The following is a 17780-nucleotide window of genomic DNA, read 5'->3' on the forward strand; positions in this document are numbered from 1 at the left end:
TCGTCTCATCCGCGGCTCAGGGCGCACCCGCGCCGGGCGGCGTACCCGCGTCACGGCCCGGCGGCGTCCAGCTCGAACCAGACGGCCTTGCCCACGGCATGGGACCGCACTCCCCAGCCGTCCGCGAGCGAGTGGACCAGCAGCAGCCCGCGCCCGGAGGTCGCGGTCCGCTCCCCCGCCGGCACCCTCAGCACCGGATGCCGGTCGGCGAAGTCCCGTACCTCCACCCGCAGCCGGCCCTTGACCGGCGCTCCCGGACCGCCCGGCAGCCGGACGGAGACCAGCGCCCCGCCATCGGTGTGCACCAGGGCATTGGTGACCAGCTCACTCGTCAGCAGTTCGGCGGTGGCGGCCCGGCCCGGCCCGCCCCAGCCGGCCAGCAACCGCCGCAGCGCGGCGCGCACTTCGGCCACGGCGGTCAAGTCGCCGGACCGTAACGGTCTTTCCCAGCACGGTTCGGATTCCCCCTCGTTCATGCCTTCCCGAACGGTGCCCTCGTCCGCGGCTCCTCCTCGGCTCTGTGTGCCCGGCCAGTGTGCAGCCCGCCGTTTCATTTCCGTCCGCACCGCCCCCCTCACGCGCGCCCGTCTCGAACACGCTCACGGCAATGCATGCCCCGCCCGTAGCCGGACGACTCCTGTTGTCGCGTCAACGCGCCAACATGACCGGATTCCGGGTACGCCCGGGGCCGTTAGCCGAATAGCGGCCGGCCCGGGAAATGCGCACCGCGGTCAATGCCGCGGAGTACGGGCCATGTCTTCCGGAGCTACGCCTCCCAGATGGCACAGGCCGTACGGTCGTCGGCGTAGCCCTTGACCCGGGTCTGGGCGTCCAGAAGGAATTCGGCCAGCCCGGGCGGCTGGTGCCGGGTGCCCCACCGGTGGGCGAGCAGTTCGCCCAACCGCGGTTCCCCGCGCAGCGGATCGGCCAGCCCGGCGCTGCACAGCAGCAGGGCATCGCCGGGGCGGGCGACCGAGGCGCGGAAACGGAACGGCTCGCGCGGCACTTCGACCGGGTCGACCACCGGGGTGGTGCCAGGGGTGGGGATGCCCAGGTCCACCGTGATCCGGTCGTCGGCCACCGGCGGGCCGGCCTCGGCCGCCGCACCGGGCGCCGGCGGGCGCGACCTGGGCTCCAGGTCCTGCCAGGCGCCCTCGCGCAGCCGGAACAGCCCGCCGCCGCCCACCCCGAAGAACACCCGGGTGCGGCACAACGGGTCGGCGGGCAGCAGCAGACAGCGCAGTGCGGCGGTGTACTCGGCCGGGCCCAGGCCCAGTTCGGCGGCGCGGGCACGCAGCCGGCCGTAGGAGCGGTCGGCCAGCCGGTGCAGCCCGGTGCGCAGTTCGCCCCGGCGGCCGGCCCGGATGTCCTCGGCCAGCCGGGTGTGGCTGCGCCCCACGGCGGCGCCCATCCAGGCACAGATGTCCCGTGCGGCCCGGTGTGCCCCTTCCGCCGCTCGTGCCCCGCTGGCCACCGCGATCAGCAGCAGGGCACCCTCCCCGGCGCCGAACCGGGCGGTCAGCAGGGCGTCCCGCCGGGGCTCGCCCCGGTAGCGGGCCGAGTCCCCGCGCAGGGACAGCGCGCGCAGGGTCATCGCCCCGTACCGGGCACCGTCCAGCACCGTGTCCGGTACCAGGTCGGCCAGTTCGCCGGGCTGGGCGGCGGGCCAGGCGGTGGGCTCGGCCTCATAGGTGGGCGGCCCCTGGCCGACATAGCCGGGGGTACGGGAGGGTTCGCCGTCCGGGACGGCCACCGAGCGGCGGGGGGACGGCAGTTCGACCGGCTCCACCGGGCCGGTGAACTCCGGTTCGCCGCCGGACTCCGGGCCGGCGGTCTCCAGCGGCGCGGGGCCCGTGGGTGCGGGGATGAAGGGGCGGGCCGTCACCGGGGGCGGTGGCGGAGCCGGTGACGGCAGCGGCCGTTCCGCCGGGGGCACCGGCGGTTCGCCCAGCTCCCAGGGCTGGTCCACGGGGACATTGCCGGCCAGCGGACCCGCCAGGTCGGGCAGCGGGGGGAACCGGCCGGGATCCGGCAGACCGGTGGTGATGCGCGGGATGTCCCAGCCCAGGGGTTTGCCGCGCACCGGGCGCGGCGGGGCGGGCGGCCCGGCCGCGCCGGGCAGTGGCGGCTCGATGGCGACCACCGAGGCGGCGGAGGCGAACCTGTCGTCGAGAGTGTCGTCTTGGGTCACGGCGCCCAGGTCGGATGCGCTCCAGCCGTACAACTCGGCCCACCAGGCGTCCTCTTGTCCCTGATCCCCCAGCTGACTCATGCCCTTATTGTCCACACTGTGGGGCATACGGGAAGAGTGCACGGCGGGCGTCGCCCGGGGATGATGACCCGAAGCGCAGCACGGTTGTGGGGAGTGGTTTCAGTGCCCGGTGCCATAGGTCCGGTCATCCTCGGGGAGTCGGTGCAGGCAGGACCGGGGCCGGGGGGTGAACCAACGGCGGACGACGGGGCTCCGGTCGAGCTGCTGACCGATGCCGAAGCCGTCATCCGGAGGTTGACCGGGCTACGGCGGTCAGCCACTCACGAGGTATGCACGCTGTTGACGAACGGCCCCTGGACGGCGGTGCTCGGCGTGGACGGCGCGGCTCCGCACCGAATCGTCCTGGAGCGGGCGGGGGTTGACGGCGCGCTCGGCGAACTGGCCGGCTGCCGGGCCCGAATCGTGGACCGGGTGCCCACCGGGCTGCTGGTGGCCGACCGCCGGGTGGCCCTGCTGGCCCTGGACCCGGCCCCGCACCGGCCGGCCGCGCTGGTGGTGCGGGCCGGGGCCCTGCTGGAGCTGCTGCTGGAACTGTTCGAGCAGGTCTGGCGGGCCGGGCGGCCGCTGCGTCCGGCGGTGGCGAGCGGGCACGCCGGGCCGGGGGCCGGGCCGGACGCACTGGACCTTCAGGTGCTGTCGCTGCTGCTGGCCGGGTTCACCGATGCCAGCGTGGCCAAACAGCTGGGGCTGGGCCTGCGCACGGTGCAGCGGCGGGTGAAGGGGCTGATGGAGCTGGCCGGGGTGACCACCCGGCTGCAGCTGGGCTGGACCGCGGCCGAGCGCGGCTGGGCGCTGCCCGGCCGGACAGCGCCCGGTCAGGCGCCGGACTCCAGTGCCAGCAGAAACCGTTTGCGCTCCAGCCCGCCCGCATAGCCGGTGAGCGAGCCATCCGCGCCGATCACCCGGTGGCAGGGGCGCACCACCAGCAGCGGGTTGGCGCCGATGGCACCGCCGACGGCGCGTACCGCGGCCCGGGAGACGCCCAGGCGGCGGGCGAGTTCGCCATAACTGGTGGTGGCCCCGTAGGGGACGGTGTCCAGGGCGTCCCACACCCGGCGGCGGAACTCGGTGCCCTGGACCGCGAGTTCCAGGGTGAACTCCTTGGACTCGCCGGCGAAGTAGGCCGCCAGCTGCCGGGCGGCCTCGGTGAAGGCGGCGGGCTCCTGGCGCCAGCCGGGCTGGACGGTCACCGCGGTCCGCTGCCCGGGCATGGACAGCGAGGCCAGCGCGGTGCCGCCGGGCGCGGTGGCCGAGGGCGTGCCGGTGAGCAGCAGCCGGCCCAGCGGGCTGTCGAGTTCGGTGTAGAGCATGGGGAGCATCGGGGTTTCCTCAGGGGGTGGGGTTCCACAGGTGGTGCAGGGCATAGGAGCGCCAGGGGCGCCAGGCCGCGGCGGCGTCCGGGCCGATGCCCAGGGCGGCCAGGCCGTGCCGTACCCCGGCGTCGCCCGGCAGGAAGACATCCGGGTCGCCGAGCGCCCGCATCCGGATGTAGCCGGCGGTCCATGGGCCGATGCCGGGCAGGGCGAGCAGGGCCCGTTCGGCCTCGTCCCGGTCCGCCCCGGCGTCCAGCCGGACGGCGCCGTCGGCCAGGGCGGTGGCCAGGGTGCGCAGGGTGCGGCGGCGGGTGGCGGGCATGCCCAGTTCGTCCAGTGGGGCCTCGGCCAGGGTGGCGGCCTCGGGGAAGAGGTGGGTGAGGGTGCCATCGGGGGCGGGCAGCGGCTTGCCGTAGGCGGCCACCAGGGTGCCGGCCAGGCGGGCGGCGGCGGCCACCGTGATCTGCTGGCCGAGCACCGCCCGGACGGCCAGTTCCTCGCCGTCCGCCGCGCCGGGCGAGCGGATGCCGGGCCGGGCGGCGGCCAGCGGGCCCAGGCGGGGGTCGGCGCCCAGGCGTTCGGCGATGGCGTGCGGGTCGGCGTCCAGGTCGAACAGCCGTCGCAGGCGCTGCACCGCGGTGGACAGATCGCGCAGGTCGGTCAGGTGCAGCCGGCTCTCCAGCCAGGCACCCTGGCCACGGGCCGCCGGGCGCGGTTCGCGGATCTCGGCCACGCCGGTGCCATGGGGCAGGCGCAGGGTGCGGCGGTAGCGGCGGCCGCCGGGCGGGCCGGTGACCTCCTCGATGCCGGGGATGGCCCGGCGCTGGAGGAAGTCGAAGACCTGGCCGGCCGCGTAGGGCGCCCGGTGGGCCAGCCGCAGCGGGATGCCGGCGGCCTGGCCGCCGGCGCCGCGCGGGCGGCCGCGCAAGGCGCTGGGGGTGCAGGCGTAGACCTCGCGGATGGTCTCGTTGAACCGCCGTACGCTGGCGAAGCCCGCCGCGAAGGCGGTCTCGGTGACCGGCAGATCGGTGGTCTGGAGCAGGATGCGGGCGGTGTGCGCGCGCTGGGCGCGGGCCAGTGCCACGGGCCCGGCGCCCAGTTCCCCGGTGAGCTGCCGCTGCACCTGCCGGGCGCTGTAGCCCAGGCGGGCGGCCAGCCCGGTGACGCCCTCGCGGTCCACCACCCCGTCCCCGATCAGCCGCATGGCGCGGCCGACCAGGTCGGCGCGGACGTTCCAGTCGGCGGAGCCGGGCACCGCGTCCGGCCGGCAGCGCCGGCAGGCCCGGTACCCGGCGCCCTGGGCGGCCGCCGCGGAGGGGTAGAAGCGGACGTTGGCCCGCTTGGGTGTGACGGCCGGGCAGCTGGGCCGGCAGTAGATGCCGGTGCTGGAGACGGCGAAGAAGAACTCGCCGTCGAAGCGGGCGTCCCGGCTGCGGACCGCCTGGTAGCGGCGGTCGTCCAGGGGGGCTGGGTGGTGGGTCACGCGTTCCAGTCTGCGGTAGCCTCCGGCGGTTTACTGGCGGAAATCGGACGTGGCCGTTCCCTTGCGGGTGCTGCCTGATGCGGCTCCGCCACGTTTGTCTGCGGGCGCGTCGTGGCTGGTCGCGCAGTTCCCCGCGCCCCTGACGGGCGCCCCGTCAGGGGCGCGGGGCAGTTGCCTCATGCGGCTTCGCCGCGTGGGCGCGACCAGCCCAGGACGGCCCGCACCTGAAACGCCCGGTTAAACCCCCCGCTTGCGCCGGGCGCCCTCCTCGCCCCGCGCCTGCCGCCGTTTCCACTCGCGCCGCTGCTCCGCTCGCAGCCGGGCGTCGGTGCGGGCGGCCAGCCGCCGGTTCTCCCGCAGCAGCTTGCGGTAGCTGTCCAGGCGGCGCTCGGTCAGGGCGCCGCCGTCCACGGCCGTGCGCACGGCGCAGCCCGGTTCGCCGTCGTGGGCGCAGTCGTGGAAGCGGCAGCCGGCGGCGAGTTCCTCGATGTCGGCGAAGGTGCGGGTGAGGCCGGTGTGGGCGTCCCACAGGCCCACGCCGCGCAGGCCCGGGGTGTCGATGAGCACTCCGCCACCGGGCATCAGCAACAGGTTGCGGGTGGTGGTGGTGTGCCGGCCCTTGCCGTCCCGGTCCCGGATCGCCTGCACCTGCTGGATCTCGGCTCCCGCCAGGGCGTTGGCCAGGGTGGACTTGCCGGCGCCGGAGACGCCCAGCAGGGCGCAGGTGCCGCCGGCGAGCACGGCGGCCAGGGCGTCCAGGCCGGTGCCGGTCTCGGCGCTGACCGCCAGGACCCGGGCGCCGGGCGCCACCGCCCGGGTGTCGGCCAGCAGATGGCCCAGCACCTCGGGACCGACCAGGTCGGCCTTGGTGAGGACGATGGCCGGCTCGGCGCCGGACTCCCAGGCCAGGGTGAGGAAGCGTTCGACGCGGCCGGGGTCCGGGTCGGCGCTGAGCGGTACGGCGATCAGCGCCCGGTCCACATTGGCGGCCAGCACCTGGCCGTCGGAGCGCTTGGAGGAGGTGGAGCGGACGAAGGCGGTCCGCCGGGGCAACAGCGCCCGGACCTGGCGCTCGGCCGGGTCGATGGCCGCCCAGTCGCCGGTGCACATGATGTTCAGCGGGTCGCCGGTGGTGACATGGGCGGTGCCGGCCTGGAGGGTGCGGGAGTACGGGCCGTCGGCGACGACCACATCGCAGCGGCCGCGGTCCACCCGGACGATACGGCCGGGGACGAGGGACTGAGCGGCGTACGGGGTGAAGCGGTCAGCGAAGTACGCGTCCCAGCCGTAGGGGGTGAGCGGGTGTGGCTCGGTGATCACGGTGATCCTTCAGGAGGGAGGGTGAGAGTTGCTGTTCGCGAGTGCGGGCGGTGCCCGTCGTGGCGGCAGTCATCCCGTTCTCACCTCCTGGAGCCGGTCGCGGTCGGTTGTGCGAGCGCGACTCTAGACGCGGGCGGCGGGGCCCCGCGACCGGTTTTCCCGGCCGGGGGCCCCGCCGCCCGGTGTGCTCACTGCTTGCGGTGTTTGGCTCGTTTCGGCGGCTGTTGCGGCCGCTCCGGCTGGAAGCGGCGGCGCACATCCTCCGGTGGCAGGAACTGGGCCCAGCGCTCGGGGAACTCCGAGGGCGGCTCCCGGTCGGCGGGGTCGTCCTCCAGCTCGTGCACCAGGGCCAGCGCGGCCCGTTCGGCGGCGGCCTGGGCGGCGACCGCCTCCTTGCGCCGGTCCACCTCGGCGCGCGCGGCGGCGGTGGCCACCGAGGGCCACACCCGGTCGACGGCGGCGTTGACCGCCGCCCCGACCAACACCGCGAAGGCGGACACCCCGATCCACAGCAGCACCGCGATGGGCGCGGCCAGCGAGCCGTAGATGGTGGGGCCCTCGATGGTGTGGGTGAGGTAGACGCGCAGCAGGAAGGAGCCCAGCACCCACATCCCCAGTGCCACCCAGGCGCCGGGGATGTCCTCCCTCCAGGGCGACCGGACCGGCACCGAGACGTGGTAGAGGGTGGTCAGGAAGGCGATGGACAGCCCGATGACCACCGGCCAGTAGAGCACCCACGCCACATTGGCACTCCAGGGCAGCACGCTCACCGCTGTCTCCGGTCCGGCCACCAGCAGCGGCAGTACCAGGGAGCCGAGGAGCAGGGCCACCAGATAGAGGAGGAAGGCCAGCAGCCGGGTCTTGACGATGCCGCGCTTGCCCTCCAGCCCGTACATGATGGTGATGGTCTCCACAAAGACATTGACCGCCCGGGATCCGGACCACAGGGCGATCACAAAGCCGAGGGAGACGATGTCCAGTCGCCGGCTGCCCTTCTCCACATCATGGAGCAGCGGCTCGGTGATCTCGGTGACGCCCTTCTGGGAGAGCACCGCCGTGGACGCCTTGACGATGTTCTGCTGAAGGCTCTTGATGGTCTCCAGGGCGAACCAGTCGTCGAGGTAGCCGAGCAGGCCGATCAGCGCCAGCAGCAGTGGCGGCAGCGACAGCAGGGTGAAGAAGGCGGCCTCGGCGGCGAGCCCGGTGACCCGGTACTCCATGCATGAGTTGACCGTGTCCTTGAGCAGAAGCCATGCCAGCTGACGTTTGGAGACATTTCGGTACAGGGCCCGCGCCCTGTGGAGCCTGCCGGTGCGTTGACCGGGTGGTTCGTTTGCTGCCTGCACGGCCTAACCGTATCCGCCGCCAAGGGGTCGGTTCATCCGGCGGCGGCGGGTGAGATCCCTGGCCAGAGCCGGTGGGGAGGCACCGGGAAGCCCCGGCAATCCCCGTGATTGGGTGTGGATCATGAGTAACAGGACCATTCCCGTGACCACATGGTCGTTGCAGATGACCTCTCCCGAGGACTTCGCCCCGGCCGACGCGGCCAACGCCCCGTCCGATGTCGTCATCACCCGGGCCGAGGTGCCGTCGCCGGAGTTCAGCCGGTTCCTCTATACGGCGGTCGGCGGTGACCTGCACTGGACCGACCGGCTGTCCTGGCCGTACGCACGCTGGCGGGAGTTCCTGGACCGGCCCGGGGCGGAGACCTGGGTGGCCTGGGAACGCGGCACCCCGGCCGGCTATATCGAGCTGGACCCGCAGCCCGAAGGGACGGTGGAAATCAGCTACTTCGGGCTGCTGCCGGACTTCCGGGGCCGCCGCATCGGCGCGCATCTGCTGTCCTACGGAGTGGCCCGGGCCTGGGATCTGGCCGAGCGCTGGCCGCAGTTGACGCCCACCCGCCGGGTGTGGCTGCACACCTGCAGCAAGGACGGCCCGCACGCCATGGCCAACTATGAGCGGCGCGGCTTCAAGGTCTTCGCCACCAAGACCGAGGACGAGCCCCAGGTGCCCACCCCCGGCCCCTGGCCGGGCGCCTTCCAGGACCCGGCCGCGTAGCACACCCTCTTGGAGCCGTCCCGCATTGCGGGACGGCTTTGTTCATATGACGGACAATGGTGGACTGGCCGAAGCAGGCCATGCCACGCTTCCGTCATGTCCCGAGCTGGAGTTGCCTTGGTGAGTCGACGTCACGTCGATCTCGTCCGCGTGTCCAGCGCCATCTGTCCGGCGGGCTGACAGTCTCAGCAGCACCGTCCCCGCTCGCCGTCCCCACCGCCGTGGACCGGCGGCCCCTTCCCGCGCCTTCCCTTGCCCCGGCCTTCCGCGCCCGGCAGCACATTTGGCGTACCCGCAGGTCATCCAGGGTGTGACCGCGCCGCCGCACGCTGCCCCGGGCTCCCCGGCCGGCCCCTGACGACCCCCCGACGGCCTCCCGGCTGTCTCCGGCCGTCTCCCACAGTCCCCGACAGTCCCCGAGAAGGACAGATCGCCATGACTGCCACCGCCGATTCCGCCACCGCCCGGCCCGGGCGTAAAACCGGCCGCCACCGCGGCGAAGGCCAGTGGGCCGTCGGGCACTTCACCCCGCTGAACGCCAATGAGCAGGCCAAGAAGGACGATGACGGTCTCAATGTGCGGACACGCATTGAGACGATCTATGCCAAGGGGGGCTTCCACTCCATCGACCCCAGCGATCTGCGCGGGCGGATGCGCTGGTGGGGGCTGTACACCCAGCGCCGTCAGGGCATCGACGGCGGCAAGACCGCGGTGCTGGCTCCCGAGGAGCTGGACGACGAGTTCTTTATGCTCCGGGTGCGCATCGACGGCGGCCGGCTGACCACGGCACAACTGCGGGTGATCGGCGAGGTCTCCCAGGAGTTCGCCCGGGGCACGGCGGACATCACCGACCGGCAGAACATCCAGTACCACTGGATCCGGATCGAGGATGTGCCGGAGATCTGGCGCCGGCTGGAGGCGGTGGGCCTGTCCACCACCGAGGCCTGTGGTGACACCCCCCGGGTGATCCTGGGCTCCCCGGTGGCCGGGATCGCCGAGGACGAGATCATCGACGGCACCTGGGCCATCGAGGAGATCCACCGCCGCTTTATCGGCAACCCCGAATTCTCCAATCTGCCACGGAAGTTCAAGAGCGCCGTCTCCGGTTCACCACTGCTGGATGTGGCGCACGAGATCAACGATGTGGCGTTTGTCGGCGTCCGCCACCCCGAACACGGGCCCGGCTTCGACCTGTGGGTGGGCGGCGGGCTGTCCACCAACCCCAGGCTCGGGGTACGGCTGGGCGCCTGGGTGCCGCTCGCCGAGGTGCCCGAGGTCTTCGGCGCCGTCATCGGCGTCTTCCGCGACTACGGCTACCGGCGGCTGCGCAACCGCGCCCGGCTGAAGTTCCTGGTCGCCGACTGGGGCACGGAGCGCTTCCGCCGGGTGCTGGAGGAGGAGTACCTGGGACGCGCCCTGCTGGACGGGCCGGCCCCCGAACAGCCGGCGGAGCGCTGGCGGGACCATGTGGGCGTGCACCGCCAGCGCGACGGCCGTTACTACATCGGCTTCGCGCCCCGGGTCGGCCGGGTGGACGGCGCCACCCTGACGAAGATCGCCGAACTGGCGGAACAGCATGGCTCCGGCCGGCTGCGCACCACCGCCGAGCAGAAGATGATCGCGCTCGATGTGCCCCCGGAACAGGTGGACTCCCTGGTGGCCGGCCTGGAGGCGCTGGACCTGCGGGTCACCCCCTCCCCCTTCCGGCGCGGCACCATGGCCTGCACCGGCATCGAGTTCTGCAAGCTGGCCATCGTCGGGACCAAGGCGCGCGGCGCCTCGCTGATCGACGAACTGGAGCGCCGGCTGCCGGACTTCGACGAGCCGCTCACCATCAACATCAACGGCTGCCCCAATGCCTGTGCCCGAATCCAGGTGGCGGACATCGGTCTCAAGGGTCAGCTGGTGCTGGACGAGCGGGGCGAACAGGTGGAGGGCTTCCAGGTGCACCTGGGCGGGGCGCTGGGCCTTGAGGCCGGGTTCGGCCGCAAGGTCCGTGGCCTGAAGGTGACTTCGGCGGAGCTGCCGGACTATGTGGAGCGGCTGCTGCGACGTTTCACCGAACAGCGCCGGGACGGCGAACGCTTCGCCGTCTGGGCGGCCAGGGCCGACGAGGGAGACCTCAAGTGAGCGAACGTGCGGCTCCGTTCTACTGCCCGTACTGCGGGGACGAGGACCTGCGCCCCGGCGAGCAGGGCCCTGGCGCCTGGCAGTGCGCCGCCTGCAACCGGGCGTTCAAGCTCTCCTTCCTCGGCCTGCTGGCTCGCAAAGCACCCCAGGGAGCCCCGCGATGAACGGACTTGAACAGCTGGCCATCCGGGCCGGACAGGAGCTGGAGGACTCCCCGGCGCCGGAGATCCTGCGCTGGGCCGCCGACACCTTCGGCAGCCGGTTCTGTGTCACCTCCTCCATGGCGGACGCGGTGGTCGCCCACCTCGCCTCCCGTGCCCTGCCCGGGGTGGACGTGGTCTTCCTGGACACCGGCTACCACTTCCCGGAGACCATCGGCACCCGGGACGCGGTGGCGGCCGTCATGGACGTACGGGTGATCACCCTCACCCCGCGCCAGAGCGTCGCCGAGCAAGACGCCGCGTACGGAAGTCAGTTGCACGACCGCGACCCCGACCTGTGCTGTGCCCTGCGCAAGGTCCGGCCGCTGGAGGAGGGCCTGGCCCGGTATGACGCCTGGGCCACCGGGCTGCGCCGGGACGAGTCCCCGACCCGGGCGCACACCCCCGTGGTCGGCTGGGACGCCCGGCGCGGCAAGGTCAAGATCGCGCCGATCGCCCGCTGGACCCAGCAGGACGTGGACGCCTATGTCACCGAGCACGGTGTGCTCGTCAACCCGCTGCTGATGGACGGCTATGCGTCCATCGGCTGCGCCCCCTGCACCCGCAGAACCACGGCCGGCGAGGACGCCCGGGCCGGCCGCTGGGCGGGCCGGGGCAAGACCGAATGCGGACTGCACGGATGACCGACCCGAACCCTGGGAGAAGCCCGATGACTGGTGCCACGGTGTGGCTCACCGGCCTGCCGAGCGCGGGCAAGACAACGATCGCCCGCACCCTGGCCGGCCAACTGCGCGACGGCGGCCACCCGGTGGAGGTACTGGACGGCGACGAGATCCGCGAGTTCCTCTCCGCCGGACTCGGCTTCACCCGCGCCGACCGCGACACCAACGTCCGGCGCATCGGCTTTGTCGCCCGGCTGCTGGCCGCACACGGGGTGACGGTCCTGGTGCCGGTGATCGCCCCCTACACGGACTCCCGCGAGGCGGTCCGCGCCCACCACCAGCGGCATGGCACCGGATATCTGGAGATCCATGTGGCCACCCCGGTCGAGGTCTGCGCGACCCGCGACGTCAAGGGCCTGTACGCCCGGCAGGCCGCGGGCGAGATATCCGGGCTGACCGGAGTGGACGACCCCTATGAGGAACCGGCCGCGCCCGACCTCCGGATCGCCGCCCACCGGCAGTCCGTCACCGAGTCCGCCGACGCCGTCCGCCAACTGCTCGCGGACCGGGGGGTGCTGGCCCGGTGAAGGAACTCAGGAAGGAGCCCACGGACACCGCTTACACCCTGTCGCATCTGGACGCCCTGGAGTCCGAGGCGGTGCACATCTTCCGCGAGGTGGCCGGCGAACTGGAGCGCCCGGTGCTGCTGTTCTCCGGCGGCAAGGACTCCATTGTGATGCTGCACCTGGCGCGCAAGGCCTTCGCCCCGGCCGCGCCGCCCTTCCCGCTGCTGCATGTGGACACCGGGCACAACTTCCCCGAGGTGCTCGGCTACCGGGACCGCACCGTGCTGGAGTACGGGCTGCGCCTGCATATCGCCTCCGTCCAGGAGTTCATCGACGACGGGCGGCTGCGCGAACGGCCCGACGGCACCCGCAACCCGCTGCAGACCCTCCCGCTGCTGGACGCCATCGAACGCCACCGCTTTGACGCGGTCTTCGGCGGCGGCCGCCGGGACGAGGAGAAGGCCCGGGCCAAGGAACGGGTGTTCTCGCTGCGCGACGAGTTCGGTGCCTGGGATCCCCGGCGCCAGCGGCCCGAGTTGTGGCAGCTGTACAACGGCCGGCACTCCCCCGGCGAGCATGTCCGCGTCTTCCCGCTGTCCAACTGGACGGAACTCGACGTCTGGCAGTACATCGCCCGGGAGAAGATCGAGCTGCCCGCCATCTACTTCGCCCACCGGCGCGAGGTGTTCGCCCGCGACGGCATGTGGCTGGCCCCCGGCGCCTGGGGCGGCCCGCGCACCGGAGAGCGGGTGGAACGGCGCCTGGTGCGCTACCGCACCGTCGGCGACATGTCCTGCACCGGCGCGGTGGAATCCGAGGCGGCCACCGTGGAGCAGGTGATCGCCGAGATCGCCGCCTCCCGGCTCACCGAACGGGGCGCGACCAGGGCCGACGACAAGCTGTCGGAGGCCGCCATGGAGGACCGCAAACGCGAGGGGTACTTCTGACCGTGAGCACCGCAACCACCACTTCGCTGCTGCGCTTCGCCACCGCCGGATCGGTGGACGACGGCAAGTCCACCCTGGTCGGCCGGCTGCTGCATGACTCCAAGTCGGTGCTGGCCGACCAGCTGGAGGCCGTCGAGCACGCCTCCCGCCACCGCGGCCAGGACGCGCCCGACCTGGCCCTGCTCACCGATGGGCTGCGCGCCGAACGCGAGCAGGGCATCACCATCGACGTCGCCTACCGCTACTTCGCCACCGGGCGCCGGCGGTTCATCCTGGCCGACACCCCCGGGCATGTGCAGTACACCCGCAATATGGTCACCGGCGCCTCCACCGCCGAACTGGCCGTGGTGCTCCTCGACGCCCGCAACGGCGTGGTGGAGCAGACCCGCCGGCATGCCGCGGTGGCCGCCCTGCTGCGCGTCCCGCACCTGGTGCTGGCCGTCAACAAGATGGACCTGGCCGGCTACGCGGAAGAGGTGTTCGCCCCGCTCGCCGAGGAGTTCACCCGCTATGCCACCTCGCTGGGCATCCCCGAGGTGACCGCCATCCCGGTCTCCGCGCTCGCCGGGGACAATGTGGTCACCCCCTCCGCGCATATGGACTGGTACGGCGGCCCCACGGTGCTGGAGCATCTGGAGTCCGTCCCGGTGGCCGTGGACCCCTCCGGCGACCCGGCCCGCTTCCCCGTCCAGTACGTCATCCGGCCGCGCACCGCCGACCACCCCGACTACCGCGGCTACGCGGGCCAGATCGCCTCCGGAGTGCTGCGCACCGGCGACCGGGTCACCGTGCTGCCCTCCGGCCGCACCAGCACCATCGCCGGCATCGACGCCCTGGGCGAACCGGTCCAGGCCGCCTGGGCGCCGCAGTCGGTCACCCTCCGGCTCGCCGATGAACTGGACATCTCCCGGGGCGACTTGATCGCCCCCGCCATGGACGCCCCCGGCACCACCCAGGACATCGAGGCGACCGTCTGCCACCTGGCCGACCGGCCGCTGCGCATCGGTGACCGGGTGCTGCTCAAGCACACCACCCGTACCGTGAAGGCCATCGTCAAGGCCCTGCCGTCCCGCCTCAGCCTGGCCGACCTCTCCCAGCTCCCGGCCCCCGACGGGCTGCTGCCCAATGACATCGGGCAGGTGGTGCTGCGCACCGCCGAGCCGCTGGCGCTGGACCCCTACGCCCGCTCCCGGCGCACCGGCTCCTTCCTGCTGATCGACCCCGCCGACGGCACCACCCTCACCGCGGGCATGACGGGCGGCGCCTTCGGCTCCGGCTCCACCGGACCCGACCGGAGTGGGGACTTCTGAGATGACCCGCACCCCCCTGCGCACCGCCGCCGCCCTCGCCACCCTGCTGCTGACCGCCCTGGCCGGCTGCGGCTACGGCTCCCAGAAGGAGACCGGCCGGGCCGCCACCGTGACGGGCGGCAAAAAGCTCTCCGCCGCCACCGTCCGCATCGGCTACTTCCCCAACATCACCCACGCCACCCCCCTGGTCGGCGAGCAACAGGGCATCCTGCAAAAGGAACTGGGCGGCACGGCGCTGAAGTCCACCACCTTCAACGCCGGCCCGTCCGAGATCGAGGCGCTCAACGCGGGTTCCATCGACATCGGCTGGATCGGCCCCTCCCCCGCCATCAACGGCTACACCAAGTCCAGGGGCAAGAGCCTGCGGATCATCGCCGGCTCGGCCTCCGGCGGCGTCAGGCTGGTGGTCGACCCCAAGAAGATCCACTCCCTGGACGAGGTGAAGGGCAAGCGGATCGCCACCCCGCAGAAGGGCAACACTCAGGATGTGGCGTTCCTCAACTGGATCGCCCAGCGGGGCTGGCGGACCGACCCCCAGTCCGGCAAGGGCGAGGTCTCGGTGCTGCGCATCGACAACAAGGTCACCCCGGATGCCTTCAAGTCCGGTTCGGTGGACGGCGCCTGGGCGCCCGAGCCCACCGCGTCCAAGCTGGTCGCCGAGGGCGGCAAGGTCCTGCTGGACGAGTCCGCGCTCTGGCCGGACGGCAAGTTCGTGATCACCAATGTGGTGGTGTCCCAGAAGTTCCTGGCCGCCCACCCCGATGTGGTCGAGGCCGTACTGCGCGGCTCGGTGCGGACCAACGCCTGGATCTCCGCCCACCCCGCGCAGGCCCGGAACGCCGCCAACGCCGCCCTCCAGCGGCTCACCGGCAAGCCTTTGTCGTCAGAAATCCTGGCCTCCGCCTGGCAAAGCATCCGGGTAACCGACGACCCACTGGCCGCCACCCTGAACACCGAGGCGGCACACGCCGTCTCCGCCGGCCTGCTCGACAAGCCCGACCTCTCCGACATCTATGACCTCACCTTGCTCAACAAGGTGCTCAAGGCCGAGGGCAGGCCGCCGGTCTCCGCGGCGAAGCTCGGCAGGCAGTGATGCCACTCCCCCTCCAGGAGGTTCGGATGTCCCCGACAACGACCACCGCCGACCAGCCCGAACCGGCCGCCCCCGCCCGTGACCTGCCCGCCGACGCCCCGGCCGCCGTCCGCATTCACCACGTCCACAAGAGCTTCGGGCAAACCCGCCCGGTACTGGAGGACATCACCCTGGACATCCGCCCCGGGGAGTTCGTCTGCCTGCTCGGCGCCTCCGGCTGCGGCAAGTCCACCCTGCTCAGCCTGGTGGCCGGCCTGGACCGGCCGACCAGCGGCCATATCGAACTCGGCGGCGGCCGCCCGGCGCTGATGTTCCAGGAACACGCCCTGTTCCCCTGGCTGACCGCCGGCAAGAACATCGAACTCGCCCTGCGCCTGCGCGGCGTCCCCAAGGCCGGACGGCGGGCGGAGGCCGAGCGGCTGCTGGAACTGGTGCGGCTGGGCGGGGCGTACCGCAAGCGCGTCCATGAACTCTCCGGCGGCATGCGCCAGCGGGTGGCCCTGGCCCGCGCCCTGGCCCAGGACAGCCAACTGCTGCTGATGGACGAGCCCTTCGCCGCGCTGGACGCCATCACCCGCGACGTCCTGCACGAGGAACTCACCCGGATCTGGTCCCGGACCTCCCTCTCCGTCCTCTTTGTCACCCACAACGTGCGCGAGGCGGTACGGCTGGGCCAGCGGGTGGTGCTGCTCTCCTCCCGCCCCGGCCGGGTGGCCCGGCAGTGGACGGTCGGCCTGCCCCAGCCGCGCCGTATCGAGGACCCGGCGGTCGCCGACCTGTCCGTGGAGATCACCGAGGAACTGCGGAGGGAGATCCGCCGCCATGGCAAGCACTGAGGCCACCGAGCCGGATGCTCCGGATACCGGGATCGCCGGCCTGGAGGCCGGACTGGACGCCCTGGACAGCGTCCCCGCCCGGCGCACCCCTGTCCGCCAGATCCTGCTGCACAAGGTGCTGCCACCCATCAGCGCCGTGGTCCTCGTCCTAGCCGGCTGGAAGCTCCTGGTCCTCGCCCGGGTCACCGACGACTACAAGCTCCCGGACCCCTCCGCCGTCTGGCACAGCCTGCGCCAACTCTGGCTGAACGGCACCCTGTTCGACATCATCTGGACCAGTGTCTCCCGTGGCCTGCTGGGCTTCCTGGCCGCCCTGGCCATCGGCACCCCGCTCGGCCTGCTGGTGGCCCGCGTCCCCTATATCCGCGCCGCGCTCGGCCCCCTCCTCTCCGGCCTGCAGTCCCTGCCTTCCGTCGCCTGGGTCCCGGCCGCCGTGATCTGGCTGGGCATCACCGACTCCGCCATGTACGCGGTGATCCTGCTCGGTGCCGTCCCCTCCATCGCCAACGGCCTGGTCTCCGGCATCGATCAGGTACCCCCGCTCTATCTGCGCGCCGGCCGCACCCTGGGCGCCACCGGCCTGCGCGGCACCCGCCATATCCTGCTGCCCGCCGCCCTGCCCGGCTACCTCGCCGGCCTCAAACAGGGCTGGGCCTTCTCCTGGCGCTCCCTGATGGCCGCCGAACTCATCGCTTCTTCCCCCGACTTGGGCCTGGGCCTGGGCCAGTACCTGGAGAACGCCCGCACCGACTCCGACATGCCCGGCGTCCTGCTCGGCATCCTGCTGATCCTCCTGGTCGGTATCGCCATCGACCTGCTGGTCTTCACTCCCCTCGAACGCCGCGTTCTGCGCACCCGGGGCCTGGCCCGATGACCCTGCTCCTGATCGCCCACGGCAGCCGCGACCCGCGCCACGCGGCCACCGTCACCGCCCTGCGGACGGCGGTCGCGGCCCGCCGCCCGGGCACCCAAGTCGACCTGGCCTTCCTGGACTTCAACGCGCCCCGCGTCCCCCGCGCCCTGGAACGCCTGGCCGCCTCCGGCGTCCGCGAGGTGGTCGCCCTCCCCCTGCTCCTCACCCATGCCTTCCACGCCAAGGCGGACCTGCCCTCCGTCCTGCACAGGGCCACCGCCCGCCTGCCCGGCCTGACCGTCCGCCAGGCCCCGGTCCTGGGCCCATCCCCCCTCCTGACCGCTGCCCTCGAACGGCGGCTGGCCGAAGCCGGGTTGCACCCCGGCGACCGCCCCCGGACCGGCGTGGTGCTGGCCTCGGCGGGCTCCTCCGACCCGGAGGCGATCGCGGTGATCGCAGCAATCGCGCGGGAGTGGCGGCACACCGGCTGGTGCGCCGTGCGGCCCGCGTTCGCCTCCGCCGTCCCGCGTACCGAGGACGCGGTACGCGTCCTGCGCGCCCGGGGCATACGGCATATCGCCGTCGCCCCCTATGTCCTGGCCCCCGGCCGCCTGCCGGACCGCATCGTCCAGGGCGCCCGGGCCGCCGGGGTGGATGTCCTGGCGGACGTGCTGGGTCCGGCGCCGGAGGTGGTCTCCCTGGTCTGGCGGCGCTATGACGCGGCCGTCCGGCAGGGGGAGTTGGCGCCGGCGGTGGCGCGTTAGCGCCGCATC

Annotated in this window: 19 protein-coding genes; 13 read left to right on the forward strand and 6 right to left on the reverse strand. The window is 72.9% G+C overall.

The genetic code is table 11. The features are described from left to right. Positions 1-50: 50 nt before the first annotated feature. Both ACIHFE_RS09695 and ACIHFE_RS09700 read right to left on the reverse strand, forming a co-directional pair. Positions 51-413, reverse strand: a complete 363-nt coding sequence (locus ACIHFE_RS09695; RefSeq protein ID WP_400105585.1) for an ATP-binding protein — start codon at positions 411-413, stop codon at positions 51-53. 353 nt (positions 414-766) lie between these two features. Beyond that, entirely contained in the window at positions 767-2272 is a 1506-nt protein-coding gene (locus tag ACIHFE_RS09700) for a protein phosphatase 2C domain-containing protein (protein ID WP_400105288.1), read from the reverse strand. 279 nt (positions 2273-2551) lie between these two features. Here ACIHFE_RS09700 and ACIHFE_RS09705 point away from each other — a divergent pair, with 279 nt between their 5' ends. Continuing rightward, complete coding sequence (locus ACIHFE_RS09705; RefSeq protein WP_400105289.1) at positions 2552-3145, forward strand: hypothetical protein; 594 nt, start codon at positions 2552-2554, stop codon at positions 3143-3145. On the opposite strand, the gene ACIHFE_RS09710 is transcribed toward ACIHFE_RS09705, so the two are convergent. From ACIHFE_RS09710 to ACIHFE_RS09725, 4 genes are all read right to left on the reverse strand, one after another. Further along, positions 3088-3591 carry a methylated-DNA--[protein]-cysteine S-methyltransferase gene (locus tag ACIHFE_RS09710; RefSeq protein ID WP_400105290.1) on the reverse strand — a complete coding sequence of 168 codons (504 nt, stop codon included), beginning with the start codon at positions 3589-3591 and terminating at the stop codon, positions 3088-3090. The genes ACIHFE_RS09705 and ACIHFE_RS09710 overlap by 58 nt on opposite strands. Positions 3592-3601: 10 nt before the next feature. After that, complete coding sequence (locus ACIHFE_RS09715; RefSeq protein ID WP_400105291.1) at positions 3602-5068, reverse strand: AlkA N-terminal domain-containing protein; 1467 nt, start codon at positions 5066-5068, stop codon at positions 3602-3604. A gap of 237 nt (positions 5069-5305) precedes the next feature. Continuing rightward, complete coding sequence (gene rsgA, locus ACIHFE_RS09720) at positions 5306-6388, reverse strand: ribosome small subunit-dependent GTPase A (protein WP_400105292.1); 1083 nt, start codon at positions 6386-6388, stop codon at positions 5306-5308. Between the two features lie 188 nt (positions 6389-6576). Beyond that, positions 6577-7734, reverse strand: a complete 1158-nt coding sequence (locus ACIHFE_RS09725; RefSeq protein WP_400105293.1) for a YihY/virulence factor BrkB family protein — start codon at positions 7732-7734, stop codon at positions 6577-6579. A 121-nt stretch (positions 7735-7855) separates the two neighbouring features. On the opposite strand from ACIHFE_RS09725, the gene ACIHFE_RS09730 reads away from it, so the two are divergent. From ACIHFE_RS09730 to ACIHFE_RS09785, 12 genes are all read left to right on the forward strand, one after another. Continuing rightward, positions 7856-8449 carry a GNAT family N-acetyltransferase gene (locus tag ACIHFE_RS09730; protein WP_400105294.1) on the forward strand — a complete coding sequence of 198 codons (594 nt, stop codon included), beginning with the start codon at positions 7856-7858 and terminating at the stop codon, positions 8447-8449. A 96-nt stretch (positions 8450-8545) separates the two neighbouring features. Continuing rightward, positions 8546-8629: a putative leader peptide gene (locus ACIHFE_RS09735; protein ID WP_400105586.1), complete on the forward strand. Its 84-nt coding sequence runs from the start codon at positions 8546-8548 to the stop codon at positions 8627-8629. A 255-nt stretch (positions 8630-8884) separates the two neighbouring features. Then, positions 8885-10579 (forward strand): nitrite/sulfite reductase, encoded by a 1695-nt coding sequence (locus ACIHFE_RS09740; RefSeq protein ID WP_400105295.1) that lies wholly within the window; start codon positions 8885-8887, stop codon positions 10577-10579. Further along, a complete protein-coding gene (locus tag ACIHFE_RS09745; RefSeq protein WP_400105296.1) occupies positions 10576-10743 on the forward strand; it encodes a hypothetical protein in 168 nt (55 codons plus the stop codon). Before ACIHFE_RS09740 ends, ACIHFE_RS09745 begins: the two co-directional genes overlap by 4 nt. After that, positions 10740-11423, forward strand: a complete 684-nt coding sequence (locus tag ACIHFE_RS09750) for a phosphoadenylyl-sulfate reductase (protein WP_400105297.1) — start codon at positions 10740-10742, stop codon at positions 11421-11423. The genes ACIHFE_RS09745 and ACIHFE_RS09750 overlap by 4 nt, the downstream gene beginning before the upstream one ends. Before the next feature lie 26 nt (positions 11424-11449). Beyond that, on the forward strand, positions 11450-11989 hold the full coding sequence (gene cysC, locus ACIHFE_RS09755; RefSeq protein ID WP_400105298.1) for an adenylyl-sulfate kinase: 540 nt from the start codon (positions 11450-11452) through the stop codon (positions 11987-11989). After that, entirely contained in the window at positions 11986-12915 is a 930-nt protein-coding gene (cysD, locus tag ACIHFE_RS09760) for a sulfate adenylyltransferase subunit CysD (RefSeq protein ID WP_400105299.1), read from the forward strand. The genes cysC and cysD overlap by 4 nt, the downstream gene beginning before the upstream one ends. Continuing rightward, a complete protein-coding gene (locus ACIHFE_RS09765) occupies positions 12912-14225 on the forward strand; it encodes a sulfate adenylyltransferase subunit 1 (protein ID WP_400105587.1) in 1314 nt (437 codons plus the stop codon). Before cysD ends, ACIHFE_RS09765 begins: the two co-directional genes overlap by 4 nt. Position 14226: 1 nt before the next feature. Further along, positions 14227-15318 carry an aliphatic sulfonate ABC transporter substrate-binding protein gene (locus ACIHFE_RS09770; protein ID WP_400105300.1) on the forward strand — a complete coding sequence of 364 codons (1092 nt, stop codon included), beginning with the start codon at positions 14227-14229 and terminating at the stop codon, positions 15316-15318. A gap of 26 nt (positions 15319-15344) precedes the next feature. After that, positions 15345-16154 carry an ABC transporter ATP-binding protein gene (locus ACIHFE_RS09775; RefSeq protein WP_400105301.1) on the forward strand — a complete coding sequence of 270 codons (810 nt, stop codon included), beginning with the start codon at positions 15345-15347 and terminating at the stop codon, positions 16152-16154. Next, positions 16141-17028, forward strand: coding sequence for an ABC transporter permease (locus ACIHFE_RS09780; protein ID WP_400105302.1), 888 nt, complete (start codon positions 16141-16143; stop codon positions 17026-17028). Before ACIHFE_RS09775 ends, ACIHFE_RS09780 begins: the two co-directional genes overlap by 14 nt. Continuing rightward, complete coding sequence (locus tag ACIHFE_RS09785; RefSeq protein WP_400105303.1) at positions 17025-17771, forward strand: sirohydrochlorin chelatase; 747 nt, start codon at positions 17025-17027, stop codon at positions 17769-17771. Before ACIHFE_RS09780 ends, ACIHFE_RS09785 begins: the two co-directional genes overlap by 4 nt. Positions 17772-17780 lie beyond the last annotated feature (9 nt).

Source organism: Streptomyces sp. NPDC052396, assembly GCF_044593195.1.
Classification (GTDB): Bacteria; Actinomycetota; Actinomycetes; order Streptomycetales; family Streptomycetaceae; genus Streptomyces.

Excerpts from the sequence above, each read along its gene's own strand:
- ACIHFE_RS09770 (WP_400105300.1), top strand. The coding sequence starts at position 14,227 with ATGACCCGCACCCCCCTGCGCACCGCCGCCGCCCTCGCCACCCTGCTG.
- ACIHFE_RS09730 (WP_400105294.1), top strand. The coding sequence starts at position 7,856 with ATGAGTAACAGGACCATTCCCGTGACCACATGGTCGTTGCAGATGACC.
- ACIHFE_RS09735 (WP_400105586.1), top strand. The coding sequence starts at position 8,546 with ATGTCCCGAGCTGGAGTTGCCTTGGTGAGTCGACGTCACGTCGATCTC.
- ACIHFE_RS09780 (WP_400105302.1), top strand. The coding sequence starts at position 16,141 with ATGGCAAGCACTGAGGCCACCGAGCCGGATGCTCCGGATACCGGGATC.
- ACIHFE_RS09785 (WP_400105303.1), top strand. The coding sequence starts at position 17,025 with ATGACCCTGCTCCTGATCGCCCACGGCAGCCGCGACCCGCGCCACGCG.
- ACIHFE_RS09750 (WP_400105297.1), top strand. The coding sequence starts at position 10,740 with ATGAACGGACTTGAACAGCTGGCCATCCGGGCCGGACAGGAGCTGGAG.
- ACIHFE_RS09700 (WP_400105288.1), bottom strand. The coding sequence starts at position 2,272 with ATGAGTCAGCTGGGGGATCAGGGACAAGAGGACGCCTGGTGGGCCGAG.
- ACIHFE_RS09710 (WP_400105290.1), bottom strand. The coding sequence starts at position 3,591 with ATGCTCCCCATGCTCTACACCGAACTCGACAGCCCGCTGGGCCGGCTG.
- ACIHFE_RS09775 (WP_400105301.1), top strand. The coding sequence starts at position 15,345 with ATGTCCCCGACAACGACCACCGCCGACCAGCCCGAACCGGCCGCCCCC.
- cysC (WP_400105298.1), top strand. The coding sequence starts at position 11,450 with ATGACTGGTGCCACGGTGTGGCTCACCGGCCTGCCGAGCGCGGGCAAG.
- ACIHFE_RS09740 (WP_400105295.1), top strand. The coding sequence starts at position 8,885 with ATGACTGCCACCGCCGATTCCGCCACCGCCCGGCCCGGGCGTAAAACC.